The sequence below is a fragment of the Nocardia brasiliensis genome (genome assembly GCF_011801125.1).
Taxonomy (GTDB): Bacteria; Actinomycetota; Actinomycetes; order Mycobacteriales; family Mycobacteriaceae; genus Nocardia; species Nocardia brasiliensis_C.
In genome coordinates this window covers 5,307,506-5,332,817 of record NZ_CP046171.1, presented here as the reverse complement: position 1 = coordinate 5,332,817, position 25,312 = coordinate 5,307,506, and the positions used below count along the sequence as shown (strand labels likewise).

Below are 25,312 nucleotides of genomic sequence, written 5' to 3'. Positions count from 1 at the left end.
GTCTGGCGGGTGTGGAGCACAACGCCGAGGCACAGGCTCCCACCGCGTCGGCGCACGCATTGCGGTGGGGTGCCCGACGACGGCGTTGTGTCGTGCACGACAAGAGTAATGCGCGATCGAGGCTGCGCGTTCCCGAGGATCTGTGATGCGATGGAGAGCGTGCCGGAAACCTCATCACCTGTGTCCGACTACACCTCCGAGATCATCGTCGCCCGCGGTGACGAGGCCGAGCTGCGCAGAATCGCGGTCGACCTCGCCGAAACCGCCGCCGCGCACGTGCGCGCCCGCCGTCCCGAGGTCTTCGGGCAGGCCGGTGGCCCCGTGGCGGGCGCGGTGCAGGCCAAGGCCCACCCGACCGACCCGGTGACCATCGTGGACACCGAGACCGAAGAACTGATCCGCGCGCTGCTCGCCGAGCAGAGACCCGGTGACCCGATCCTCGGTGAGGAGGGCGGCGGCAGTCTCGCCGACTCCACCGCCGACGTCGTGCACTGGGTGGTCGACCCGATCGACGGCACCGTCAACTTTCTCTACGGCATCCCCGGCTACGCGGTGTCGGTGGCCGCGCTGCGCGGCGGCAGGCCGGTGGCGGGCGCGGTGGTCGACGTGGCGAGGCGGGCCACCTACAGCGCGGGTCTCGGGCTCGGCGCGATCCGCGTCGACGCCGACGGCGCGGTCGAGCACCTGAGCTGCACGCCGGTCCAGACGGTCTCGATGTCGTTGGTGGCCACCGGTTTCGCCTACGGCAAGCAGCGGCGCACACGCCAAGCCAAGCTGATCGGCGAGGTGCTGCCGCAGGTGCGCGACATCCGCAGGCTCGGCGCGGCCGCGCTGGACCTGTGTCACGTCGCGGCAGGCCGGGTCGACGCCTACTTCGAACACGGCCTCAACGCCTGGGACTGGGGCGCCGGGGCGCTCATCGCCGCCGAGGCGGGCGCCCGGCTCACCCTGCCGCCCGCCACCGCGACGAGCGCGGCGGGCGATCTCGTGCTCGCCGCGGCGCCCGGCATCGCCGATGAATTGGCCGAACTGCTCGAGCGGGTCGGCGCGACCGAGCCGATTCCGGACCACTAGACACCGGTGCCCTCGAGACCGGCGGTCTCGAGGGCGCCTCGACTGCGGGCTGAGCCGTCGCCTAGCAGCGAGCTTGCCGGGCGGCGTCGAGCAGCTTGATGTCGATCTGCGGCGGCCCGCCGGGCGCCGGGTTCTTCAGCGACCGCAGCACCTCTTCGGCGTCGTTGCTCGGCCGGATGTCGCGGAACAGCGAGCCGAGCACCAGGTCCACGGTGTCGTCGGTGCGCTGATCCTCGATCAGCTCGGCGCACGGCACCACAAGTTGCACCGACGCGGCGGCCGGACGGCCGCTCACACCGAACCGGATCTGACCGGTGCATTCGAGGTCACCGTTGGCATATATGGAATCGTTGCCGAACTGCGTCCCCGGCGCGCTGGCAAATCCCAGGTCACCGAACTGGGCCGCGACGTGCGCGGCCTGGCCGCGCTGGTTGTTGGCGTTGAGCACGCGCACCTTGGCCGCGGCCAGCGGGGCCGGTTCCACGTCCTGTAACCGCCCGTTGCCGACCCGCTGGCCGAGGGCGGGGGGCGGTGCCGCGCCGGGATCGGTGGCCGGGCTCGGCGAGTTGCACGCCATCGCGCTGGTGTCGCGCTCGGTCGTCGTCAGTGCCTTGACCCACACGATCGTGCAGATCAGCAGCAGGACGCCGAGCATGATGAGCCAGGGCTGCGGTCGTCGGCGGAGGAAGGGCCTGCCCTGGGAATCCACGGGGCGGCCTTCGGTGATCAGTGAAACCACCAGCACACTCTACGAAAAGGTTTCCGGTCCCGGCGCAGGCAGGCCGACGGAGTTCGCGCGGCTTGCCACGCCCGAGGGAAAGCCGACCGGCCGGATCGGTGCGGCGTGGGCAACGGCACATAGACAGAGCCGACCGGTCGGCATGTGTGGCGGACGCGCCCCAGGTAGGGGGCAACATGCGGCCAGGTCTCGGCCAGCACGACAGATGGTGTCGATTACCCGTCGGTTTCGAATCGTCTGTGTTTTGATTGCGACTTTTGTCGCGGGGTCCGCTATTGTCTGGCGGCCCAGATCGAATCGCCGGTGGCGAAATTGGTGGTCGGTCGCGGGAACAAGTAGGGCATGTCCTGCGTTTACCGAGCGCTATCCGGAGTGGATCAGCCCGATCCGCCCTGATGAGTGACCGGTGTGCGTGTGACGTGCACCACCGGCGGGGCGGTACGAGTCACGGCGATCCTGACGGGGTCGGTGTGAGCGAGCCGGTCCGGGATATACGAAGTAAGGACGAGGGGAAGACGACATGGCAACCGACTATGACGCACCGAGGCGCACCGAAACCGACGACGTGTCGGAAGATTCGCTGGAGGAGCTGAAGGCTCGTCGTAACGAGGCACAGTCCGCCGTCGTGGATATCGACGAATCCGATACCGCGGAGTCGTTCGAGCTTCCCGGCGCGGACCTGTCCGAGGAAGTGCTGACGGTTCGAGTGATCCCGAAGCAGGCCGACGAGTTCACCTGCTCCAGCTGCTTCCTCGTGCACCACCGCAGCAGGCTGGCCAGCGAGAAGGGCGGTCAGATGATTTGCATGGACTGCGCGGCCTAGCTCCACCACACCGCTCGGTCAACGATCTCGGCGCGAGTTCCAGGCCATCAGCCCGCGCTCGGCACTCCGAGCGCGGCCAGGACTCGTTCGGGCTTGCGCGTACTGACCAGCCAGTACGGCGTCGGGTCGTCGGGATCGTCGAGCACGAGCAACACCATCGGCCCGATCCATGGCCGGTGCTGAACATAGGCGGCGGGGTCGAGCTGGCGACCCAGCGCCGCGCTCTTGGCCGTGTGGGCGACGATGGCCGCACGGGCAACGAAATTCACCGGTAGATGCGCGCGATCGGCGCGTAGCTCCAGCGTGCCCGACGCATCAGCGGCGACCTCCACCCGGTGCCTGCTCAGCCAGAGCAGTACCCACACCGGCACCGGGAACAGCAGCACATACGGCAGCCAGGCACGCAAACCCGGTGCGCCCATATGGATTTCGGCAGCCAGCAGGCCGGTCACGGCGAAGGCCACCGGCCACCACCACAGCGGCACCCAGAGGCGCTCGCGATAGGGCTGTGGTTTCGGCTGTTTCTCGTCCATAGTCACTGGGTTGGGCTGGTCCGACACGAGTCAACACTAAGTCACGTCTGTCCGGGCTGTACGCGTAGGCTCGACCAACGTGAGGGAGCGAAGCGAGCGAACCATGGACACACCAAGTCCCGCTCACGAGGGAGCCGACTACCAGGAGGCCGAGTCGTGAACAGTGAACTGCCACCGATAGCGGTGCTGCGGCTCGATCCCGGCATTCCCCTGCCGACGCGCGCCCATCCCGGCGACGCGGGCGTGGACCTGTGCACCACCGCCGACGTGATCCTGGAACCGGGGGAGCGGGCGCTGGTCGGCACCGGCCTGGCGGTCGCGCTGCCGGTCGGCACGGTCGGTCTCATCCATCCCCGCTCGGGACTGGCCGCCAAGGCCGGTCTGTCGGTGGTGAACACCCCGGGCACCGTCGACGCCGGATACCGCGGCGAGATCAAGGTCTGCCTGATCAATCACGATCCGCGCACCCCGATCGAGCTGCGCCGGGGCGATCGGATCGCGCAGCTGCTGGTGCAGCGGGTCGAGTTGGTGGATTTCGTCGAGGTCGACTCGCTCGACGAGACGAGCAGGGGCGCGGGCGGTTACGGGTCCAGCGGCGGTCACGCGAGTCTGACCGGTGCGGTCCGGGCAGCCGGCAAGGAGGCGTAATGGGACTGTTCGGCAAGAAGAAGCGGTCTGCGGACTACGACGACCGGTACCAGGCAGACGACTACGACGAGGTCGAGGACTTCGACGAGGACGACTACGACACCGACGAGCACCCGATCGTGCCCGCCGGTCGCCATGTCGCCGCCGAGGACGAGACGCCGTCGGGCCCGCACGACTACGACGACGTGGCCGAGCTGCTGGAGCGGATCGCCGAGCAGCGGCTCGATCTGGGCTCGGTGATTCTGCCGGTGCCGCAGGGCGGTCAGCTGCAGGTCGAGATGACCCCCGACGGCGCACCGCAGGCCGTGCACCTGGCGACCGAACACGGACGGATCACCGTCGCGGCGTACGCGGCGCCCAAGTCGGCGGGCCAGTGGCGCACCGTGGCCGCGGATCTCGCGGAATCGCTGCGCAAGGACGGCTCCCGGGTCGCGGTGGAGACCGGCCCGTGGGGCCGGGAACTGCTGGCTCTCACCGAGGGCGCCGACCTGCGGTTCATCGGGGTCGACGGACCGCGCTGGATGGTGCGGCTGGTCGCGGCGGGCCCGTCCGGCGCGGCGAACGAGGGCAGCCCGCTGGTCGCGGCGGCTCGGGCGATCTTGCGCGAGACCGTGGTTCGTCGTGGTGACGATCCGTTGCCGGTGCGCGAGCCGCTGCCCGTGGTGCTGCCGCAGGAACTGGCCGAACAGCTGGCCGCGGCGCATCAGGCGCAGATCGACGCGCAACAGCAGCAGATGCAGGCCCAGGCGCAGGCACAGGCCACCCCGCAGCTGCCGCCGCGCCTGCCGGAGGGGCCGCGCCGCGGTGCCGACGGCTCCGCCATGCAGCAACTCGGCCTCAACTAACCCGCCGACCAACCCGACTCGCCGCGACGCGCCGCGCGGTCGGTACTGGTCAATTGATCACGAGGAAATGGTGGCGGGAGCCTCTCGGCCGATGCCGCCACCATTTCCTCCTGATCGGCCGACCAACTGGGGAGCGCGCCCACCGCGCGTATTTCCGCGGGAGGGGGATCGACCCGTGCCGTGGGCCGCCCTTACCGGCGACGCCGCCGTGAGATTCTTTGCGCGCCAGTGTGATTCGGTCAGAAGGCGCCGGTGCGGGTGAGTGCGGCGAAGCCGGTGTGGCCCAGCACGGCCGGTTCGGCGCCGAGGTCGGCCAGGGTGATCCGGTGGATCGCGGAGCGCGGGATCAGTGCGGCCCACTCCTCGGCGATGGCGAATGGATGCACCGGGTCGTCGACGGCCGTCACCACGGCCACCGGCACCTCGAGCGTGCTGAGCCGTTCGGTGCCCGGCCATTTGTAGTCGGCGGCCTCGTCCAGCGCGCTCGGCAGATCGGGCCACTGCGAGCGCCAGGATTGGGTGAGCGCGGCGGCGAGCCAGGCGGGACTGCTGGCCTGCATCCGCTCGACGACGGCCTCGAGTCCTTCGGTGCGCAACTGGGCCGCGGTCAACCCGGCGCTCACCGTGGCGGGGCAGGCGGCGGTGTCGGAACCGGTCCACGCGGGCAGCGCCGCGACCACGCCCGCGGTCAGCTCCGGATGTTCGGCGGCCCACTCGATCGCGACCGCCGCGCCGAGCGAGATTCCCGCCACAACAACAGGACCCGTCGCGGCGGCGGTGTCGAGCGCGGCGCGGTAGCTCTCGACCACGCCGGTTGGATCGGGCTCTACCGCGACCACGTCGAGCCGGCGCGCTCTGCCGGCCGGCTCGAAGGCACGCCGGGCGAAATCCGCGTCGGATCCGCTGCCGGGCAAGGCTACGACGACCTGAGCGGGCGACACGGAGTGTGGGGAGTCGAACACCGGTCCGAGCGTAGCGGGGGTGGTCCGGGGCATCTACAGTGGCGGGGGTACGGCCACTGCCGGTCGTATGTGGAAACCACGATGGTGTGCGACCCACACTGTCTGCTCTATGCAGGAGAGCGTGCGAAATGTCATCCGCAGCCTCAGGGTATTTTCGACGTCTGGGCCGCAGACTGACCGAAGATATCGACCAGTTGGACGCAGAAGAACTCGCCGAGAAATCCGAAGCCTCCGGTGCGTGCCGGGCCTCGGAGTGTCGCCGCGGCGACGAGGCAACCATGCTCGGTAGGCTACGCAGCGTCGAAGCGTGTCCGAAGTCCGTGGGCGCCACTGTGCAAGCGGAATTCTTCGACGGCACCGATGCCATCACCCTGGTGTGGATCGGTCGCCGGCGGATTCCCGGGATCGAGCCGGGACGACGTATCTTGGTGCGCGGCCGGGTCGGCGATCGAGACGGCCGCAAAGTGATCTACAACCCCTACTACGAATTGCGCGGGAACAGCTGACGTATGCCATCGAGCAACGACAACGCCGCCCCAGGCGAACAGATCGAGCCCGCAACGGCTCTCGACCCCGACGCGGTCGACCCTGACGAAGCCGTCGCCGAGCAGACCCTGCTCGAGCAGCTCGGCGGGTTCAGCGGTCTGATCTCTTCGACCGTCCCCGTTGTCGTCTTCGTCCCCGTGAACGGGTTCGCGGGCCTGACCGCCGCCATCTGGGCCGCGCTCGGCGCGGCCGCACTGATCTTGATCTGGCGCCTCGTGCGGCGCAGCCCCATCCAGCCCGCCATCTCCGGCTTCCTCGGCGTCGGTATCTGCGCGTTCATCGCCTACCGGATGGGCGAGGCGAAGGGATTCTTCCTGTTCGGCATCTACACCAGCCTGGTGTACGCGGGGGTGTTCCTGGTGTCGATGCTGGTGCGCTGGCCGCTGGTCGGCGTGATCTGGGGCGTGCTCAACGGCCACGGCACCGACTGGCGTTCCGATGCGCGCGTGCAGCGCCTCTACTACCTGGCGACCACCACCTGGGTGGTCGTGTTCGGCGCCCGCTACCTGGTGCAGTCCCAGCTCTACGACACCGATCGGACCGGGTGGCTCGCCGTCGCCCGGATCGCGATGGGCTGGCCGCTGACGGCGGTCGCGCTGGTGGTCACGGTGTGGGCGGTGCGCCGTGCGGGGCATTTGCCCGTGCGCCGCGGCGCCGCGGCCACCGAAGCCGCGTAGCGCGTTAACTCCGCGGGCACGTCCCGCGAAAACACAGTGGGGTGCGGGGGATTCCACCGCAGAGGTGGGTGGTTACCCACCCTGGGGTGTCTGGAAGGCGACCCGAGTTCGGCAGACGATCGTTGCGTACCGAAAAACACGCACGATCGCACGAAAGGACTCGGACGTGGCCACCGAGCACAACACCGCAGCACCGTCGAAGAAGCATCATCCGGCCCTGTCGGAGAGCCGCCGCGTCGGCGCCGAACTGGACAAGTTGATCGGTCCCGCCGCGGCGGGCGATCGCGGTGCGGTCAGCGAGATCGTCCGCATCGTGCACCCGTTGGTTCGCCGGTATTGCGGTGCGCGCCTTGGTAATACGGCGCATCTGCAGGTCACGGCCGACGACGTGGTGCAGGAGATCCTGATCGCCACCGTGAAGGCGATCCCGCGCTACCGGGACCAGGGCAAGTCCTTCCTCGCCTTCGTTTACGGCATCGCCTCGAACAAGGTCTCCGACGCGTTCCGCCGCTCCCAGCAGCACCCCACCTATCCGATGGCCGATCTGCCGGACGCGCCGTGCACCGCCGCCGGACCGGAGGAGTGGGCGCTGGCCTCCGAACGCGGCGCGGCCACCAGGGAACTCATGAAGATCCTCGCGCCCGCGCATCGTGAGGTGCTGGTCATGCGGATCGTGCTCGGCTGGTCGGCCGCGCAGACCGCGGCGGCGATCGGTACCAGCCCCGGCGTCGTGCGGGTGATGCAGCATCGCGCGCTGAACAAGCTGCGCGCGGAACTGAAGTCGGCCGCGTAGCTCGTGCGCGGCCCGCGCGCATCAGCCCTGTCGGGGAGTCAAGGCTTGATGCCGTGGTTGGCGAGTTCGAAGCGCAGGTCCTCTTCTGCCTCCACCGAGGTGACGAACAACAGCTCGTCCTCGCCCTCGAACGGATCGTCGGGCTGCGGCACGATCACCCGCCCGCCGCGCAGGATCGTCACCAGGGCGGCATCGCGCGGCAGGGTGAGCGTGCGCACCGGCTTTCCGGCGAGCGCGGTGTCGCCGGGCAGGGTGATCTCCACCAGATTCGCCTGGCCCTGGCGCAGTGTCATCAGCCGCACCAGATCGCCCACCGTCACGGCCTCTTCGACCAGCGAGGCGAGCAGGCGCGGGGTGGACACCGCGACGTCGACACCCCAGGAGCTGTCGAAGAGCCACTCGTTGCGCGGATCGTTGACCCGCGCCACCACCCGGCGCACCCCGAACTCGGTCTTGGCGAGCAGGCTGTGCACCACGTTCGCCTTGTCGTCACCGGTGGCGGCGATGACCACCTCGTAGGTTTCCAGGCCCGCGTCCTCGAGCAGCGACAGCTCGCAGGCGTCGGCATGCACCCAGACCGCGTCCGGGATCGCCTCGGGATCGATGTGGTCGAGCTGGCGTTCCAGCAGCATGACGCTGTGCCCGCCGCGCAGGAGTTCCCTGGCGATGGATCGGCCGACGGCGCCTGCGCCTGCGATGGCCACCTTCATGTTCAGTCCTCGCTCACGGGGGGCTTGCCTGCCAGCGCGATGGCCTCGCCCACCGAGCCGGATGTCGCGGCGGCGTAGACGAGATCGTCGGCCTGCACGATGGTCTTGCCGTCGGGCAGCAGGCCCTGGCCGAACCGGATGATGAAGGCGACCCGGACGCCGACCGTCTGCTCCAGGTCGCGGACGGTACGGCCGTACCAATCCTCGTGCAGTGGCAGCGGGGTAACTGCGACCGTGCCGGTGGGGTCGCGCCACGTGGTCGTGCTGGTGTCGCTGATGAGCGTGCGCAGGAACCGGTCGGTGGTCCACGGCACCGTCGCGATGGTCGGGATGCCGAGCCGTTCGTACACCTCGGCCCGCTTCGCGTCGTAGATGCGCGCGACCACCCGTTCGACGCCGAACATCTCCCTGGCCACCCGGGCGGAGATGATGTTGGAGTTGTCCCCGGAGGAGACCGCGGCGAACGCGTCGGCCCGCTCGATTCCCGCCCGTACCAGCACATCTCGGTCGAAGCCGACGCCGGTGACGCGCTCGCCGGGGAAGTCCGCGCCGAGCCGCAGGAAGGCGCTGGGATCGCGGTCGATCACCGTGACCTCGTGGCCGACTCGGACCAGGGCGCGAGCCAGCGCCGAACCGACGCGTCCACACCCCATGACCACTACGTACACCGTGCAACCCTCGTTCCTGGAACCGTGGTGTTCGGTCTGCTTCCCATCCGGTCGAACGGTACCCGTCGAATGATTCCATCGGCCACGTTCCCCCTCCGCCGCGGCGCCAAACCTGACAGTCGCGTGCGCAACACCGACGGTGTCGAGCCGGGCGCCGGATCGCGCCGCGCCGGGGTTGCTGGGTGGTTACGCCGTGCCTGCCGAGTCCGGAAACGGCGCCGGTGCCGCTATGCTCGCTCCAGTGTCCAAGTTGACGACGGCAGCGAAACGAATGCTGCTGGGCAGGCCTTTCCGTAGTGATTCGCTTGGCCATACCCTGCTGCCGAAGCGCATCGCCCTGCCGGTGTTCGCCTCCGACGCGATGTCCTCGGTGGCCTACGCGCCGGAGGAAATCTTCCTGGTGCTCTCCGCCGCGGGCATCTCGGCCTACGTCTACGCGCCCTGGGTCGGCTTGGCCGTCGCGTGCGTGATGGCCGTGGTGGTGGCCAGCTACCGGCAGAACGTGCACGCCTACCCGTCCGGTGGCGGTGACTACGAGGTCGCGACCACCAACCTCGGACCGACCGCCGGGCTGACCGTCGGCAGCGCGCTGCTGGTCGACTACGTGCTCACCGTGGCCGTGTCGATCTCCTCGGCCGCCTCCAACATCGGCTCGGCCATCCCGTTCGTCGCCACGCACAAGGTGCTGTTCGCCGTGGTCGCGATCGCCGTGCTCACCGCGATCAACCTGCGCGGCGTGCGGGAATCCGGCACCGCGTTCGCGATCCCGACCTACGCCTTCATCGTCGGCATGGCCGTCATGCTCGGCTGGGGGCTGTTCCGCATCTTCGTACTCGGCGACGAACTACAGGCCGAATCGGCGGGATTCGGGTTGAAGGCGGAGGACGAGCACCTGTATGGACTCGCCTTCGCCTTTTTGATCGCCCGGTCCTTCTCCTCCGGCTGCGCCGCGCTCACCGGCGTCGAGGCGATCAGCAACGGCGTGCCCGCGTTCCGGAAACCGAAGTCGCGCAACGCCGCGACCACGCTGCTGATGCTCGGCACCATCGCCGTCGTGCTGTTGATGGGCATCATCATCCTGGCGCAGAAGATCAACGTCGTCTACGCGCACGACACCGCCGACCTCGTCGGCGCGCCCGCCGGCTACCACCAGAAGACGCTGATCGCCCAGCTCGCCGAGACCGTCTTCCACGGCTTCCCGATCGGCTTCTTCTTCATCACCGCGGTGACCGCGCTGATCCTCGTGCTCGCCGCGAACACCGCGTTCAACGGGTTCCCGGTGCTCGGTTCGATTCTGGCGCAGGACCGTTACCTGCCGCGGCAGCTGCACACCCGCGGCGACCGGCTGGCCTTCAGCAACGGCATCCTGTTCCTCTCTGGCGCGGCGATCGCGTTCGTCGTGCTGTTCGGCGCCGAGGTGACCAAGCTCATCCAGCTCTACATCGTCGGGGTGTTCGTCTCGTTCGTGCTCAGCCAGACCGGCATGCTGCGGCACTGGACCCGCCTGCTGCGCACCGAGACCGACCCGGCGCAGCGCGCGCGGATGAAGCGGTCCCGGGTGATCAACGCGGTCGGCCTCAGCGCCACCGGCACGGTGCTGATCATCGTGCTCATCACCAAGTTCTTCGCGGGCGCCTACATCGCCATCGCCACCATGGTGGCGATCTTCGTCGTGATGAAAATGATTCGTAAGCACTACGATTCGGTCTCGCGCGAGCTGGAGTCCCAGGAGTGGGACGGTGTGCTGCCGAGCCGGTCGCATTCGATCGTGCTGGTGTCCAAGCTGCATCTGCCGACCAGGCGGGCGCTCTCCTACGCCCGCGCCACCCGGCCCGACACGCTGGAGGCGATCACGGTGAATGTCGACGACGCCGATACCAGGGCGCTGGTGCGCGCATGGGAGAAGAGCGATATCACCGTACCGCTCAAGGTGATCGAATCGCCCTACCGCGAAATCACCAAGCCCGTGCTGGATTACGTGAAGCGCGTGCACAAGGACGCACCGCGCGACGTGGTGACCGTGTTCATTCCCGAATACGTCGTCGGCCACTGGTGGGAACAGGTGCTGCACAATCAGAGTGCGCTGCGGCTCAAAGGTCGGCTGCTCTTCGAGCCCGGCGTCATGGTCACCAGCGTGCCCTGGCAGCTGAGCTCCTCCACCCGCGCCCGCACCCCCGGCGTGGTGAACGCGCCAGGTGCGGTTCGCCGCGGTTTCGACGATCGATCGTGAGCTCGGCGACCTGGCGTGCTCGCGCCGGGCGGAACATGACAGCGGACGACGGCGTGGCAGCGGCGTGCGGCGCGATGCGGATGAGGTGTTGGCATGAGTGATTGGCGCGACAACGTATTCGAGGTGCGGCTCGGACCGCCCGGACACGGCGGGTTCTGCGTGGCCCGCCACGAGGGACGGGTGGTGTTCGTCCGGCACGGGCTGCCAGGGGAACTGGTGCGAGTGCGCGTCACCGAGGACCGCGGCGGATCGTTCTGCCGGGCCGACGCGTTCGAGATCCTGGAACCGTCACCGGATCGGGTGCCCGCCACCTGCCCGGTGTCCGGCCCCGGCGGCGCAGGCTGCTGTGACTTCTCCTACGCGACACCGAAAGCCCAACGCGCGCTGAAGGCTTCGGTGGTCACCGAGCAGCTGCGCAGGCTCGCGGGGATCGAACGGGAGATCGTCGTCGAGCCGATCGCAGGCGCGGGTGACGGCACGACCGGTTGGCGCACCCGTATCCGGCTCGCGGTCGACGCGTCCGGCCGGGCCGGCGTGCACGGCTACCGCAGCACCGAGGTGATCGCGGATCTGCGTTGCCCGCAACCGGTTTCCGGTGCGCTCGACGGTGTCGCCGAGCGCCTGTGGACTCCCGGCGCCGACCTGGTGATCGCCGTCGACGGCGACGGCGTGCGGCACATCGTCGAACTGGCGCCCGCCTCCGGCGATGCGGATCGGCGGCGAGGGGAGCCCGGTGACCGGCGCGGGCGAGATCGCCGCGGTCGGTCCGCGGGCGGTCGCCGCGAGACGAGCGCCGAATGGGACGACACCGAGGGGCATGGTCGCTCTGAAGGTAAGTCCGGGAATCGTTTCGACCGGGGGGACGGGTCCGGCGGTTCGTCGAGCCGGGGCGGGGTGGGGCGCGACGCCGACAACCGGCGTTTCCGGGCCGGGGCCGATGCGCAGGGTGGTGATGGACGGTCCGATGATCGACTGCACGGCGAGGACTTCGGTGATCAATCTGAGGGGCGCGGTAAGGCGTTCGAGGACCGTGGTTCTCGTGACGGAGCGGGCGGGCGGCCCGGTGCCGGGCGCTCCGGCGGGGACTCGGGGGTCGCGGGTCGTCCGGGTCGTGCGGATGGGGCCGGCGTCGGGCCCGGTGGTGCGGGGCGAGGTAGGCGGCGGCCCGGGTCGATCGGCGGCGTGCGGCACGGCGACGCGGGCCGGCGGCCGGACTCGTTGCGGGCCGACGAGCGCAGCGCTCTCGGCGAAATAGGGGAGCGGTACACGGCCGACGGGCGGTTGGAGGGGCCGCAGGCGCGGGAACGGCGCAACGCGTCGGCGCGGCGCGCGGCCACGCACGCGGCGCGGGACGAGTGGGTGGTCGCCGGGAGCGGCCGCGCGGTCGAATACGTGGGCGGACGGCGTTGGGAGGTCGCCGCGACCGGTTTCTGGCAGGCCCATCACGGTGCGGCGCAATGCTATTCGGACCTGATAGCCCAGTGGTCGGGCCTGCGTCCCGGCGGGCTGGCCTGGGATCTGTACAGCGGCGCAGGCGTTTTCGCGGCCCGGCTGGCCGATCAGGTCGGTCTCACCGGCGCGGTGTTCGCCGTCGAATCCGCCCGCCCGGCCGTCGCCGCGGGCAAAGCCGCCCTCCGTGACCTGACCTGGCTCGATCAGCACGCCCAGCGGGTGGAGCGCTGGGTCGCCGACCGCATCGACGCCGCCGCGCCGGACGTCGTCGTCCTCGACCCGCCGCGCGCGGGCGCGGGCAAAGAGGTGATCCGCGCCCTCACCACCACCGGCCCCACCCGCATCATCCACATCGGTTGCGACCCGGCCGCTTTCGCCCGCGACCTCGGCCTCTACCGAGCCGCCGGCTACCGCCTCGCCGACCTCCGCGCCTTCGACGCCTTCCCCGGCACCCACCACGTCGAATGCATCGCCCTACTGGACCGCCCCTGAACCCACGCTGCGGCCGCGCATCGCTTGTGCGGTACCGACCCCATTCGGTGCGGCACGCCGTGGGGTGGGCGGTGTTGCGCTCCGGCCGGTGGTGCTAGGTCATGTCTCCCAATAGTCTGAGCCACTCGACCACCAGCGCGATGACGAAGCCCGCACGGTAGGTCATGGCGAGTTTGTCGTATCGGGTGGCGACGCCACGCCAGTGTTTGGCCTTGTTGAAGGCGCGTTCGACGACGTTGCGACCCTTGTAGGCCATCGGGTCGAACCCCGGCGGTCGCCCACCGGTACGACCACGCCGCTTACGGTGGGCGATCTGATCGCTGCGTTCCGGAATAACCGAGCGAATACCTCTGCTGCGCAGGAACTTCCGGTTGCTTGCCGCGGAGTACGCCTTGTCGGCGAGCACCTGGTCCGGGTTGCGTCGTGGCGGGCCACCGGCCAGGCGCGGCACCGCGACCGCCTCGAGCACGGCAGGCATCATCGGTGAATCACCGGCTTGGCCCGCTGTCAGCAACACCGCCAAACCTCGGCCGTGGCCGTCGGTGGCCAGATGTGCTTTCGTGGTCAGCCCACCTCGGGACCGGCCGATGGCGTGATCAGCGGGCTCGTAAATCCGAGTCCGGGCCGCCGGCTTCCTCGCCGCCACGAGAGGTGTTCGCGCCGTGTTGATGAACTCGCATGATCGAAGAATCCACCGACACGACCCAATCCAGATTCCCGGTCGCGTCCGCGAGCGCGGTCAACGCGACCAGCACTCGATCCCAGGTCCCGTCACCGGCATAGCGGCGATGCCGCTTCCACACCGTCTGCCACGGACCGAACGCCTCCGGCAAGTCCCTCCACGGCACCCCCGTCCGCAACCGGAACAGCATCCCCTCCACCACCAGCCGATTGTTGGCGAAGTTACGGCCTACCTGGCCATCGGATTTCGGCAACAACAGCTCCAGCAGTTCCCACTGCTTATCCGTCAGAACCCGATACCGATCACCAACCACCGTCGCCACGGCGACCATGATGCCCGACCAACCGGCCCACCGGGCGTGATCCGAAAAGGTCGATTGGGAGACATGCCCTAGTGCCTCGTCCAATAGCTTCGGCACGTTTCTCGACGGCCTGGGGCGTCCCTGGCCGCGTTGTCGTCGTCGCCGATACAGCCCCGGTATCGGGTCCTTCTCCGCCTTGCCAGCGGACGCCCCAGACCGCCGATGAACGCACCGACCTTCCTGGACGAGGCCCTAGTCGAGTTGCCAGGTGACGCGGATGCCTGCGGAGATCTCGCTCTCGCCGAGTTCTACCGGGACCGGGGCGGCGCCGTAGGCGTCCATCGAGACCGACATCGCCTTCAGGCGGGGGACCGAAGGCGGTGCGGCAGAGGTGTTCTCGGAGATCTCGAGGACCGCGCCGAGAGTGCGCCCCGCTCGTTCGGCGTACTGGCGCGCCTTCGCGACCGCGTTCTCCCACGCGGCGTCGCGGGCCTGCACGAGCAGCGACTCCTGGTCGGCGAAGGTGAGGTTGAGGCCGCCGAGGCGAACGTCGTCGCCGCCCGCGTCGACGGCGTTGGCGATGATGACCGCGGGGCCGGGGTCGGCCTCGTCGCCGATCTCGCGCAGCGCGACGGTCAGCGACGTGCTCGCGAGGTAGCCGGTGATCCGGTTGCCCTCGCCCTCGGTCCACACGGTCTCGGTGTGGATCGACAGCCCGCTGGTCGCGATATCGGTGCCCGCCACTCCGTCGGAGCGCAGCGAGGCGCTGACCGCGGCGATCCGCTCACCGGCCCGGCTGTAGGCCAGCGCGACCTTGTTCGCCCGGCATTCGATGGAGATCGTGACCCGCATCAGGTCGGGCGTCGCGCGGGCGGTGCCCTGACCGAACAGGGTGACGGTGCCCGCCTTGCGGGAATCGGACTTCTTGCTCACTGCACGCTCCTCGAGTCGATGGTTCGGGCTCCGGTCTGCTCAACGGTCGACGGCACACAATCGTCCCCGCCCCGCCCCCCACCCTTGCTCTCGCTCAATAGTCGCCCCCGCGCACCGCGATCGCGTGCACGGCGGCGTCCATTTGGGCGTAGGCGCCCGCGGCGAGTCGCTCGAGGAGGGCGAGTTTCAGGTGGGGGGCTTGGGGAGTGAGTTGATCGAATCGCTCGGGGCTGAGCACGGCGAGCCGCACGCCCGCCTCGGCTCGGACCTCGTTCGCGAAGGCCGCGCCGACCAGCATCGGGATCTCGCCGAACTGCATGCCCGCGGACAGGCTGACCAGCCGGTGGGTGCGGGCATCGCTGCCGAGGAAGGTGATCCGGACCCGGCCCTCGAGGATCAGGTACAGACCCGAACGCGCGCTCCCGCGTTCGGCGATCACCTCGCCGCGCGCGAACGTGCGCACTTCGAACTCCTTGGCCAGCCGGGCCCGATCATCCGGCTCGAGCGACATGAGCGCCGGATGGTCCTCGATCGTGATCGACGTGCATACCGGCTCGTCGGCGGGCCTGCGGCGGTCCAGCACGATCTCCTCGCACCATTCGGTGGCGGTGTCGCGGTCGATGAAGACCCGGCCGTGCGGATCGGCCGGGTCGAGGCTCGACGTCATGTGCCCGAGTTTGGCGTCCGGGTCCACCAGCGCGACGCGCACGCCCGCGGCGGCGAGTTCGCTTTGCAAGTCGTCGAGCATGCGCACGGCGATCGTGCTCACCTCACCGACCCGGCGCAGGTCGACCACGAGCGCCTCGAGCTCGCCGGCCTGCTCCTCGATGGTGCGCACCGCGCTCTCCGCGCCCGCGAACAGCAGGTCGCCGTGCAGTTCGTAGACCCGCGCGCGGTGCCCGTGCTCGGCGAGCACCGCGATCTCCTCGGCGGTCCGGCGCAGCCGCGATGGCACCTCGGCCACCGAATAGCCGGCCCGGATCGCCGTCCGCGCCGCCCGGGTGACGTGCAGGAAGTGCAGTTCCAACCGCCGCGACAGCTCACGGCAGGCCGCGACGCCGCGCACGCTGTTGCCGTGCGGGTCCAGCCGCGGCGAGTACACCGCGATGCCGATCTGACCGGGCAGCACCGCGACGATGCCGCCGCCGACCCCGCTCTTGGCGGGCAGGCCGACGCTGCTCACCCAGTCGCCCGCCGCGTTGTACATCCCGCAGGTGGTCATCACGCTGAGCACCCGCTCGGTCAACGCCGTGGTCAGCGCGCGCTCGCCGGTGACCGGATTGCGTCCGTTGTTGGCCAGGGTCGCCGCCATCAGCGCGAGGTCGCGGCAGGTCACATCGATCGAGCACTGCCGGAAGTAGCGGTCGACGGCCTCGTCCGGGTCGGAGTCGATGATGCCGAACGAGCGCAGCATGTAGCCGATCGCGCGATTGCGGAATCCGGTGCGCGCCTCGGAGGCGTACACCGCATCGTTCATGCTCAGTTCGCGTCCGGCGAAGCGCGAATAGCAGCGGCGGATGCGCTCGAAACGCGCGGCGGCGTCATGGCCGGTGATCAGTGACGCGGCGGTGATGGCGCCCGCGTTGATCATCGGATTGCGCGGGCGCTCGGTCACCGGGTCCAGACTGATCTCGTTGAACGCCTCGCCGGAGGGCTCGACGTCGATGCGCGCGTCCACCGCTTCGGTGCCGCGATCGGCCAGCGCGAGCGCGTAGGTGAACGGCTTGGAGATCGACTGGATGGTGAACGAAGTCTCCATCTCGCCGGTGCCGTATATCCGCCCGTCCGCGGTCGCCAGGCACAGCGCGAACGAATCCGGCTGCACCGCAGCCAGTTCGGGAATGTAGTCGGCCAGCGTGCCGGATTCGTCGGAGCGGCACAGCTGGTAGACGTCGCTGACGATCCTGGACACGACGCCGGGATCCATTGTCCTGTCGATCGCCTCTTCGACCTCGGCCACATGATCACTCTAGGCCGAGTACGGTATGCCGAGGCTCACATTTCGGTTCGATGTCGGCTGGTGATCGTCGTGGCAAGGTGGGACAGTTCGGTTCTCGTTCGAGGGCACCGCCCGCCGCTCCGTAGACTGATCGGATCAGAAGCGCTATCCGGAGGGAGCGAGTTCAGGTGGGAGTGCTTTCCCGGGTCGACACGCCCGAAGATCTGCGTCCGCTGACCGCGCCGCAGTTGCGTGAGCTGGCGGACGAAATCCGCGAGTTCCTGGTGCAGAAGGTCGCCGCGACCGGTGGGCACCTCGGCCCGAACCTCGGTGTGGTCGAGTTGACCATCGCCCTGCACCGGATCTTCGACTCGCCTGCCGACCCGCTGATCTTCGACACCGGCCACCAGGCCTACGTGCACAAGATCCTGACCGGCCGCAAGGACCAGTTCGACGACCTGCGCAAGAAGGGTGGCCTGTCCGGCTATCCGAGCCGGTCGGAGAGCGCGCACGACTGGGTCGAGTCCTCGCACGCGTCCGCCTCGCTGTCGTACGCCGACGGGCTGGCGAAGGCGTTCCAGCTGAGCGGACAGAACCGGCATGTGGTCGCCGTGGTCGGCGATGGCGCGCTCACCGGCGGCATGTGCTGGGAGGCGCTCAACAACATCGCGGGCGCGCCGGATCGTTCGGTCGTCATCGTGGTCAACGACAACGGACGTTCCTACGCGCCGACCATCGGCGGACTCGCCGACCGGTTGACCGCCCTGCGCACCCAGCCCGCCTACGAGCACGCGCTCGACGCCGGGAAGCGAATCATCAAGAGCATCCCCGGGGTCGGGGAGTCGGCGTATTCGATGATGCACGCGGTGAAGGCCGGGATAAAAGACGCGGTGAGCCCGCAGGAGCTGTTCAGCGACCTGGGCATGAAGTACGTCGGCCCGGTCGACGGGCACGACATCGTCGCGCTGGAGGCCGCGCTGCGCCGCGCCAAGGATTTCGGCGGACCGGTCGTGGTGCACGCGGTGACGCAGAAGGGGCGCGGTTACGCGCCCGCCGAGAACCACATCGCCGACCAGATGCACGCCTGCGATCCGATCGACCCGCTCACCGGCCGCCCCGTCGGCGGACCGAAGGCGCTGGGCTGGACCTCGGTCTTCTCCCAGGAACTGATCGCGCACGCCGAGAAGCGCGAGGACATCGTCGCGATTACCGCCGCCATGCCGGGGCCCACCGGGCTCGCGGCCTTCGGTGAGCGGTTCCCGGAGCGGATGTTCGATGTCGGCATCGCCGAACAGCACGCCATGGCCTCGGCGGCCGGGCTCGCGCTGGGCGGCATGCACCCGGTCGTCGCGATCTACTCGACCTTCCTCAATCGCGCGTTCGATCAGTTGCTGATGGACGTCGCGCTGCTGAAGCAGCCGGTGACCGTGGTGCTGGACCGTTCCGGCATCACCGGACCCGACGGCGCCAGCCACAACGGCATGTGGGATCTCTCGGTGCTCGGCATCGTCCCAGGCATCCGGGTCGCCGCGCCCCGCGATGCCGCGACCCTGCGCGAGGAACTGGCCGAGGCGCTCGCCGTCAACGACGGGCCCACCGCGATCCGGTTCCCCAAAGGCAGTGTGGCCGACGATATCTCGGCGGTGGAACGGCTCGACGGCGTGGACGTCCTTCGGCTCGCCGCCGCCGATCCCGCGCTCGACGGTGGCGGCTCGGTGCAGGCGGTGCGCGGTGACGTGCTGCTCGTCGCGGTCGGCTCCTTCGCCGAGCTCGCCCTGCAAGCAGCGGATCTGCTGGAGCACGAAGGTGTTTCGGTCACCGTCATCGATCCGCGCTGGGTGTTGCCCGTCTCCGACACCCTGGTCAAGCTCGCCGAGAACTATCGGCTCGTGGTGACCCTGGAGGACGGCGGCCTGCACGGCGGCATCGGCTCCACCGTCTCGGCCCGCCTGCGCAACTCCGGCCTGGACATCCCCACCCGCGACCTCGGCGTCCCCCAGCAGTTCCTCGACCACGCCTCACGCGGCGAGCTGCACGCCGACCTCGGCCTCACCGCCCCCGACATCGCGCGACGCATCAGCGGCTGGCTCGCCGCCCGCTGAGATCCACACCCCTTCTAGGGATCTACACCTCGACTTGCCGGGGGACACGCCGGGGTTCGGCGCAGAACGGGTGTGGATGTGGGGTCAGCTCTTGCGGGAGCACAGGGGCGGGGGCGTGTTTGTGTACGGTGCGGGACGAAGCCGCTTGGTCTGGGCCCACGATTTGCTGCCCGAGGGTCTGGCCGCCCCTTCGCCGCGGCGATGGACAAGGGGCTGGCCGCGTTTCGCCGGTCCGTCGAAGGCGCTCCCGGAGCGGGTGGCGCCGAGGAGGTTCCACGAGAGCATGCTCCGGTGGCGCAACAGGATGCACTGGCTGTTCCCGCGTGACGCGGGAGCAGCTCAGGCGGCGGGTGTCAGTGCGACCGTCAGCGGCGGCACCGCGAGCTCACGCTGCCACTGCCTGGCACCACCGGATTTGAGGAAGCCGTCGATGGCGGCGGCGAGTTCTTCGGGGGAGTCGGGGACGCGGTCGTAGTCCGGGAGTCCGTCCCAGCACAGCCGGCGGACCAGGTCCGGGGACAGCAGGTTCTCGACGGGGATCGAATGCAGCGTGGACAGTTCGCCCATCGCCGTGCGGGCGCGGGTGAGGCGGGCGGCGGCGGCCGGGTCGCGGCGCTCCCACCGGTTGACCGGTGGCGGTCCGTCGAACGGCTGGGTCAGCGGCGGTAGCTCACTGTCGGGCATGGTGCGCCCGCGTTCGACGGCTGCCAGCCATTCGCGGGAGTACCTGCGCTGGCGCGGACCGCCGAACACCGGGAGTCCGCGCAGTTGGGCGATGGTTTTCGGGTCAGCCGTCACGGCGGCGATGATCGCGGCGTCGGGCAGGATGCGCGCGGGCGCCACGTCGCGGGCGCGGGCCAGGGCGTCCCTGGTGGTCCACAGTTCGCGCACGACGGCCAGCTGCCTGGCGCGACGCAGGGTGTGGATGCCAGAGGTGCGCCGCCAGCGGTCGGCTTTCGGTGCGGGCGGTTCGGTGGTCCTGACGTGTTCGAATTCCTGTGCCGCCCAATCGCTCTTGCCCTGGGCGTCGAGTTCGGCGGCGACCGCCTCGCGCAGTTCGAGGAGCAGTTCGACGTCCAGCGCCGCGTAATTGAGCCATTCGTCGGGCAGTGGTCGGGTGGACCAGTCCGCCGCGCCGTGGCCCTTGCGTAGCGCGTGGCCAAGCAGATTCTCCACCATGGCGGCCAGGCCGACGCGTTCGAATCCGGCGAGCCGGCCGCCCAATTCGGTGTCGAACAACCGTTGCGGCCGTAGGCCGACCTCGGCGAGGCCGGGCAGATCCTGGTCGGCCGAATGCAGTACCCATTCGAGGTCGTTGATCGCGGCGGCCAGCGGGGCGAGGTCATCGGCGACGGGGATCGGATCGATGAGGAAGGTGCCCGCGCCTTTGCGGCGGAGCTGGATCAGATAGGCACGCGCCGAATACCGGAATCCCGAGGCACGTTCGGCGTCGACGGCGAGCGGGCCGGTGCCCGCGGCGAGACGAGTGGCGGCGGCGGCGATCTCGGCGGCGGTGTCCAGTACCGGAGGCACGCCATCCACCGGCGCGAGCAGAGGAGGCGCGCCGGTGGTTTCGGATTCTTCGGGTACGGACATGTTGTTGAACTTTACGTGCAGGGGTGCGGCCGTCGTCGTCCTATCGGACTTCCGTGTGTCGGAACGACGAACCGGAGGGTGCTTTCGTTGTTCTGCAACGCCGCGGCGTCGTTGTCTCTTCCGCTCGGCCGCGAAAATCCGCTACCGCTTGTCCGCGGCACCTCCGGGACGCATCTCCAGCTGGGTGATTCCGGCCGGCGGGAGTCCGGCGGCGTAGGCGAGGACTTCGCAGAAGCCTTCCACGTGCGGCCGGATGTCGGTGGTGACGGCGGTCCAGGAGGCGCGCAGTTCCAGCTGGTGCGCGCGGGGCGGGCCCGCGATGTCGCCGTAGCGCACCGAACTCGTCGAGGTGACCGTGCCGCCGAGCGCGGTGAACGGCTCGGACCGGGATTCGAGGGCGTCCACCAGCCAGCTCCACGCGACCTCGGGCAGCAGCGGGTCGGTGGCCAGCGCGGCGTCGATGTCGGCCTGGATGTAGGCGACCAGTCGCAGCGTGCCGTGCCAGGCCTCGGCACCGTCGGGATCGTGCAGCAGGATCAGCCTGCCGAACGCGTCGCCCTCCGAATCGACCGGCACCACACCGGCTTCCGGGTGCTTTACCTCGGCGCCGAGCGCGTACGAGTAGGGCGCCAGACGTTGCGGCGGCCGGATGGGCGCAAGCTCGATCCGAGGATGCACTGTAGCGGTCCCCATCGCATCGACCGCGGCGCGAAATTGAGCTGGCTCGCCATGAGGTCCCTCGGTCGGTGCGGCGCCGTCGCGGAAGTCGAGCGGTGTCACGAAGGGGACGGTAGACCTTGTGCACCCCGCGCAGGCGGAGGCGCGCCGCTGGAGTCGGCGCGGGCTCTGCCGGAACTTCCGTGGTAGCACAGGTTGTGTCGGCGGCTCGGCCGCCGCGCCGAGCGAGGGCGACCGGTCGGTGTGTTCGGGTGGGATGCGTCACCGGTGTCCGGCTCGGCGCGGATCAGGGGCCGCATACGATAGCCGTGATGAGCACATACACCCGCCGCCGCCTGACCGATGCCCCGTTCCTGGCCGCCGCCACCGGCGCGACGCCGAGCAGGCGCCCGGTGTGGTTCATGCGTCAAGCCGGACGATCGCTGCCCGAGTATCGCGAACTGCGCAAGGGCGTCGGCATGCTCGAGTCCTGCTTCGATCCGGAGCTGGTGTGCGAGATCACGATGCAGCCGATCCGCAGGCATCGGGTGGACGCGGCGATCCTGTTCTCCGACATCGTCGTTCCGTTGAAGGCCGCGGGCATCGACCTCGATATCGTGCCGGGCGTCGGTCCGGTGATCGCCGCGCCGGTGCGCAGCGTCGAGGATGTGCGCGCGCTGCCGCGATTGCGGCCGGAGGAGGTGGGCGCGGTGACCGACGGCGTGCGGCTGCTGGTCGACGCGCTCGGCGAGACTCCGCTGATCGGGTTCGCCGGCGCCCCGTTCACCCTCGCGTCCTACCTGGTCGAGGGCGGACCGAGCAAGAACCACGAGCGCACCAAGTCGATGATGTACGCCGACCCGCAGACCTGGCACGCGCTGCTCGGCGCGCTCACCGACATCACCATCGCGTTCTTGCAGGCGCAGCTGGCGGCCGGGGTCGACGCGATCCAGCTGTTCGATTCGTGGGCGGGGGCGCTGTCGCTGGCCGACTACCGCCGGTTCGTGCTGCCGCATTCGGAGCGGGTGTTCGCCGAGGTCGCCGCCGCCGGTGTGCCGCGCATCCACTTCGGGGTGGGCACAGGTGAGCTGCTCGGTGCGATGGGCGAGGCGGGCGCCGATGTGGTCGGCGTGGACTGGCGGGTGCCGCTCACCGACGCGGTGCGCCGGGTCGGCCCCGGAAAAGCGTTGCAGGGCAACCTCGATCCGGCCGTGCTGTTCGCGGGGTCGGCGGCGGTCGAGGCCGAGGCCCGCCGCATCGCCGCCGAGGCGGACGAGGCGATCACCCTGGGCGCCAAGGGACACATCTTCAATCTCGGGCACGGCGTCCTCCCCGACACCGACCCCGGCGTGCTGACCGCGCTCGTGGAGTTGATCCACGAGCTGTAGGGAGTCGACGTATCGGCGGTGTGTGGTCGGCCCCTCGGTGGCGCAAATCGCTGCGCCACCGAGGAGCCTCGAGGAACACGCCGCGGTGTACCAGCACGGCTGCCATTTCTGCGGGACTCAAAGGTCCAGGAACCGCACGTCTTTCGCGTTGCGGGTGATGAAGGTGCGGCGCGCTTCCACGTCCTCGCCCATCAGGATGGAGAACAGCTCGTCGGCGGCCGCGGCGTCGTCGAGCGTGACGCGGCGCAGGATGCGGGTGCTCGGGTCCATGGTTGTCTCCCACAGCTCCTTGGCGTTCATCTCGCCCAGACCCTTGTAGCGCTGCACGCCGTCGTCCTTGTTGATCTTCTTGCCCGCCGCGAGACCGTCTTCGAGCAGTGCGTCGCGTTCCTGGTCGGAGTAGGCGAATTCCGGTTCGGACCGTTGCCACTTGAGCTTGTACAGCGGCGGCTGCGCCAGATAGACGTGCCCTCGCTCGATGAGGGGGCGCATGAACCGGAACAGCAGCGTCAGCAGCAGGGTGGTGATGTGCTGGCCGTCGACGTCGGCGTCGGCCATCAGCACGATCTTGTGATACCGCAGCTTGGCGATGTCGAACTCGTCGTGAATACCGGTGCCGAAGGCGGTGATGATCGACTGGACCTCGTTGTTCTTCAACACCCGGTCGATGCGCGTCCGTTCGACGTTGATGATCTTGCCGCGCAACGGCAGGATCGCCTGATACATCGAGTCGCGACCGGACTTGGCCGAGCCGCCCGCCGAATCGCCCTCCACGATGTAGATCTCGGAGCGCCCCGGGTCCTTGGCGCGGCAGTCCGCCAGCTTGCCAGGTAGCCCGCCCAGATCGGATGCGGACTTGCGGCGCACCAACTCTCGCGCCTTGCGGGCGGCGGTCCGCGCCTGAGCCGAGGATATCGCTTTGGTGACAATGGTTTTCGCGTCGGCCGGATTGGCCTCGAACCAGTGCGTGATGTGCTCGTTGCACGCCTTCTGCACCAGCGAGCGGATCTCGGTATTGCCCAGCTTGGTCTTGGTCTGGCCCTCGAACTGCGGCTCGGAGACCTTCACACTGATGATCGCGGCCAGGCCCTCGCGGATGTCGTCACCGGTGAGGCTGACGTCCTTTTCCTTGAGGATCTTCTTTTCCCTGGCGTACCGGTTGACGACCGTGGTCAGCGCCGCGCGGAAACCCTCCTCGTGGGTGCCGCCGTCGTGGGTGTTGATCGTGTTGACGAACGAGTGCACCGACTCCGAATAGCCGGAGTTCCACTGCATCGCGACCTCGACGCTGGTGCCGTTGCCATTGCTGGTGAACCCGATGACCGAGTGGTGGATCGGCTGTTTGGTGCGGTTGAGTTGCCGGACGAAGTCCTCGAGACCGCCGGGGTAGTGAAACGATCGCGAACTCTCCGCCGCACTGTCGACCTCTCGCTCGTCGGTGAGGGTGATGGTGAGTCCCTTGTTCAGGAACGCCGTTTCCTGCAGGCGGCGCGCCACCGTGTCGAAGTTGTAGGTGGTGGTCTCGAAGATGTTGGGGTCGGCCCAGAATCGGGTGGTGGTGCCGGTGCGCTCGGTCGCCGCGCCGCGGACCAGTGCGTCGGGCTTCGCGTCGATGTAGGTCTGGGTCCAGTGGTAGCCGTCCCGGTCGATCTCCAATTCGACTCTGGCGCACAGGGCATTGACCACCGAGAGCCCGACACCGTGCAGACCGCCGGAGAACTCATAGGTGTCGGAGTCGAACTTGCCGCCCGCGTGCAGTTGCGTCATCACCACCTCGACCGTGGGAATGCCGAGCGCGTGCAGCTCGACCGGGATGGCCCGACCGCTGTCGGCCACCTGGACGCCGCCGTCGGCCAGCAGCGTGACGTCGATCCGGTCGCCGTAGCCTGCCATCGCCTCGTCGACGGAGTTGTCCACGATCTCCTTGATCAGGTGGTGCAGGCCGGATTCGCCGGTGGACCCGATGTACATGCCCGGCCGTAAGCGGACCGCGTCGAGTCCCTCCAGCACGGTGATATTGGACGCGTTGTAGCTCTGCGTGTCCGATGCCGCCTCGGCGGATCGCGACGGGGTGGAGCGGTCGGTGGTAGCCACGAGTCGGTAACTCTCCTCACATGCCGGATCCGGCGGGCCGGGCTCAGGGCGCAAAAGGTCCCCCGGTGTGCCTACGCGGCACAACGGCTTCTTCGGGGAACAGAGACCTGTCTGCGAGCCGGACGCCGCGGCCCCACCGGAAGCGCCCAGAAAATCTTGTCGACCTCCATCATACCGTTAGGCAATCTCAGAACCTGGCCCGACGAATCTATGATGGCGATTAAAGATGCCTAGATGCGCTCTAGATGGTTCAAAACTCATGATTGCAACCCTCCCCATGTGAGCAGGTATAAGATTCGCTCACATGGACGCCGGAAGGGTGTTCGAGTAAATCGGACAAATGCCGCAATTCGGCCTTGTGGGTCGGGTCTCGCGGTGCGCGGCGCGGGCGTCCGCGGTGCGCGGCGCACAGTCCGCCTGCGCCGCGG

General features: G+C 69.1%; 22 protein-coding genes. 11 read left to right on the top strand and 11 right to left on the bottom strand.

The window, feature by feature from the left end; translation table 11 throughout:
• Positions 1-150 precede the first annotated feature (150 nt).
• Positions 151-1,074 carry an inositol monophosphatase family protein gene (locus F5X71_RS24075; RefSeq protein ID WP_428981390.1) on the top strand — a complete coding sequence of 308 codons (924 nt, stop codon included), beginning with the start codon at positions 151-153 and terminating at the stop codon, positions 1,072-1,074.
• Between the two features lie 61 nt (positions 1,075-1,135).
• Here F5X71_RS24075 and cei read toward each other — a convergent pair whose 3' ends face one another.
• Complete coding sequence (cei, locus tag F5X71_RS24070) at positions 1,136-1,813, bottom strand: envelope integrity protein Cei (protein ID WP_167464074.1); 678 nt, start codon at positions 1,811-1,813, stop codon at positions 1,136-1,138.
• A gap of 520 nt (positions 1,814-2,333) precedes the next feature.
• Here cei and F5X71_RS24065 point away from each other — a divergent pair.
• Positions 2,334-2,636, top strand: coding sequence for a DUF4193 domain-containing protein (locus F5X71_RS24065; protein ID WP_014986697.1), 303 nt, complete (start codon positions 2,334-2,336; stop codon positions 2,634-2,636).
• Positions 2,637-2,683: 47 nt separating this feature from the next.
• Here the strand turns inward: F5X71_RS24065 and F5X71_RS24060 are convergent, their stop codons facing one another.
• Positions 2,684-3,169 (bottom strand): DUF3093 domain-containing protein, encoded by a 486-nt coding sequence (locus tag F5X71_RS24060; protein ID WP_167464073.1) that lies wholly within the window; start codon positions 3,167-3,169, stop codon positions 2,684-2,686.
• A gap of 156 nt (positions 3,170-3,325) precedes the next feature.
• Here F5X71_RS24060 and dut point away from each other — a divergent pair, with 156 nt between their 5' ends.
• Positions 3,326-3,817, top strand: coding sequence for a dUTP diphosphatase (dut, locus tag F5X71_RS24055; RefSeq protein WP_167464072.1), 492 nt, complete (start codon positions 3,326-3,328; stop codon positions 3,815-3,817).
• A gap of 5 nt (positions 3,818-3,822) precedes the next feature.
• Positions 3,823-4,662, top strand: a complete 840-nt coding sequence (locus tag F5X71_RS24050; protein ID WP_428981501.1) for a DUF3710 domain-containing protein — start codon at positions 3,823-3,825, stop codon at positions 4,660-4,662.
• A 239-nt stretch (positions 4,663-4,901) separates the two neighbouring features.
• Here the strand turns inward: F5X71_RS24050 and F5X71_RS24045 are convergent, their stop codons facing one another.
• Positions 4,902-5,624, bottom strand: a complete 723-nt coding sequence (locus tag F5X71_RS24045; protein WP_238815433.1) for an alpha/beta fold hydrolase — start codon at positions 5,622-5,624, stop codon at positions 4,902-4,904.
• 128 nt (positions 5,625-5,752) lie between these two features.
• Here F5X71_RS24045 and F5X71_RS24040 point away from each other — a divergent pair, with 128 nt between their 5' ends.
• From F5X71_RS24040 to F5X71_RS24030, 3 genes are all read left to right on the top strand, one after another.
• Entirely contained in the window at positions 5,753-6,130 is a 378-nt protein-coding gene (locus F5X71_RS24040; RefSeq protein WP_167464069.1) for an OB-fold nucleic acid binding domain-containing protein, read from the top strand.
• Positions 6,131-6,133: 3 nt separating this feature from the next.
• Positions 6,134-6,847: a DUF3159 domain-containing protein gene (locus tag F5X71_RS24035; RefSeq protein ID WP_174817126.1), complete on the top strand. Its 714-nt coding sequence runs from the start codon at positions 6,134-6,136 to the stop codon at positions 6,845-6,847.
• Positions 6,848-7,013: 166 nt separating this feature from the next.
• Positions 7,014-7,640, top strand: a complete 627-nt coding sequence (locus F5X71_RS24030) for a sigma-70 family RNA polymerase sigma factor (protein ID WP_167464068.1) — start codon at positions 7,014-7,016, stop codon at positions 7,638-7,640.
• Positions 7,641-7,678: 38 nt separating this feature from the next.
• Here F5X71_RS24030 and F5X71_RS24025 read toward each other — a convergent pair whose 3' ends face one another.
• Positions 7,679-8,350 (bottom strand): potassium channel family protein, encoded by a 672-nt coding sequence (locus F5X71_RS24025; protein ID WP_167464067.1) that lies wholly within the window; start codon positions 8,348-8,350, stop codon positions 7,679-7,681.
• 2 nt (positions 8,351-8,352) lie between these two features.
• Complete coding sequence (locus F5X71_RS24020; RefSeq protein WP_167464066.1) at positions 8,353-9,018, bottom strand: potassium channel family protein; 666 nt, start codon at positions 9,016-9,018, stop codon at positions 8,353-8,355.
• 241 nt (positions 9,019-9,259) lie between these two features.
• Here F5X71_RS24020 and F5X71_RS24015 point away from each other — a divergent pair, with 241 nt between their 5' ends.
• Complete coding sequence (locus F5X71_RS24015; RefSeq protein ID WP_167464065.1) at positions 9,260-11,248, top strand: APC family permease; 1,989 nt, start codon at positions 9,260-9,262, stop codon at positions 11,246-11,248.
• Between the two features lie 93 nt (positions 11,249-11,341).
• On the top strand, positions 11,342-13,192 hold the full coding sequence (locus F5X71_RS37140) for a TRAM domain-containing protein (RefSeq protein ID WP_428981389.1): 1,851 nt from the start codon (positions 11,342-11,344) through the stop codon (positions 13,190-13,192).
• Positions 13,193-13,286: 94 nt separating this feature from the next.
• Here F5X71_RS37140 and F5X71_RS24000 read toward each other — a convergent pair.
• From F5X71_RS24000 to glsA, 3 genes are all read right to left on the bottom strand, one after another.
• Positions 13,287-14,205, bottom strand: a protein-coding gene (locus F5X71_RS24000; protein ID WP_238815329.1) for an IS5 family transposase whose coding sequence is annotated in 2 segments (ribosomal slippage) — positions 13,287-13,836 and positions 13,835-14,205 — 921 coding nt in all. Because the reading frame shifts where the segments join, the coding sequence is not laid out codon by codon here.
• A 222-nt stretch (positions 14,206-14,427) separates the two neighbouring features.
• On the bottom strand, positions 14,428-15,108 hold the full coding sequence (locus F5X71_RS23995) for an SIMPL domain-containing protein (RefSeq protein WP_167464064.1): 681 nt from the start codon (positions 15,106-15,108) through the stop codon (positions 14,428-14,430).
• 94 nt (positions 15,109-15,202) lie between these two features.
• The gene (gene glsA, locus F5X71_RS23990; RefSeq protein WP_167466683.1) at positions 15,203-17,035 is read right to left on the bottom strand and encodes a glutaminase A; all 1,833 of its coding nucleotides are present in this window, start codon (positions 17,033-17,035) and stop codon (positions 15,203-15,205) included.
• 200 nt (positions 17,036-17,235) lie between these two features.
• Here glsA and dxs point away from each other — a divergent pair, with 200 nt between their 5' ends.
• Entirely contained in the window at positions 17,236-19,149 is a 1,914-nt protein-coding gene (gene dxs, locus F5X71_RS23985) for a 1-deoxy-D-xylulose-5-phosphate synthase (RefSeq protein WP_167464063.1), read from the top strand.
• 339 nt (positions 19,150-19,488) lie between these two features.
• Here the strand turns inward: dxs and F5X71_RS23980 are convergent, their stop codons facing one another.
• On the bottom strand, positions 19,489-20,745 hold the full coding sequence (locus tag F5X71_RS23980; RefSeq protein WP_167464062.1) for a ribonuclease D: 1,257 nt from the start codon (positions 20,743-20,745) through the stop codon (positions 19,489-19,491).
• Between the two features lie 141 nt (positions 20,746-20,886).
• Positions 20,887-21,525 (bottom strand): DUF3000 domain-containing protein, encoded by a 639-nt coding sequence (locus tag F5X71_RS23975; protein ID WP_167464061.1) that lies wholly within the window; start codon positions 21,523-21,525, stop codon positions 20,887-20,889.
• A gap of 209 nt (positions 21,526-21,734) precedes the next feature.
• Between F5X71_RS23975 and hemE the strand changes: the two genes are divergently transcribed.
• Positions 21,735-22,790 carry a uroporphyrinogen decarboxylase gene (gene hemE / locus F5X71_RS23970; RefSeq protein WP_167464060.1) on the top strand — a complete coding sequence of 352 codons (1,056 nt, stop codon included), beginning with the start codon at positions 21,735-21,737 and terminating at the stop codon, positions 22,788-22,790.
• A 117-nt stretch (positions 22,791-22,907) separates the two neighbouring features.
• On the opposite strand, the gene gyrB is transcribed toward hemE, so the two are convergent.
• Positions 22,908-24,884, bottom strand: a complete 1,977-nt coding sequence (gene gyrB / locus F5X71_RS23965) for a DNA topoisomerase (ATP-hydrolyzing) subunit B (protein WP_167464059.1) — start codon at positions 24,882-24,884, stop codon at positions 22,908-22,910.
• Between the last annotated feature and the right edge of the window lie 428 nt (positions 24,885-25,312).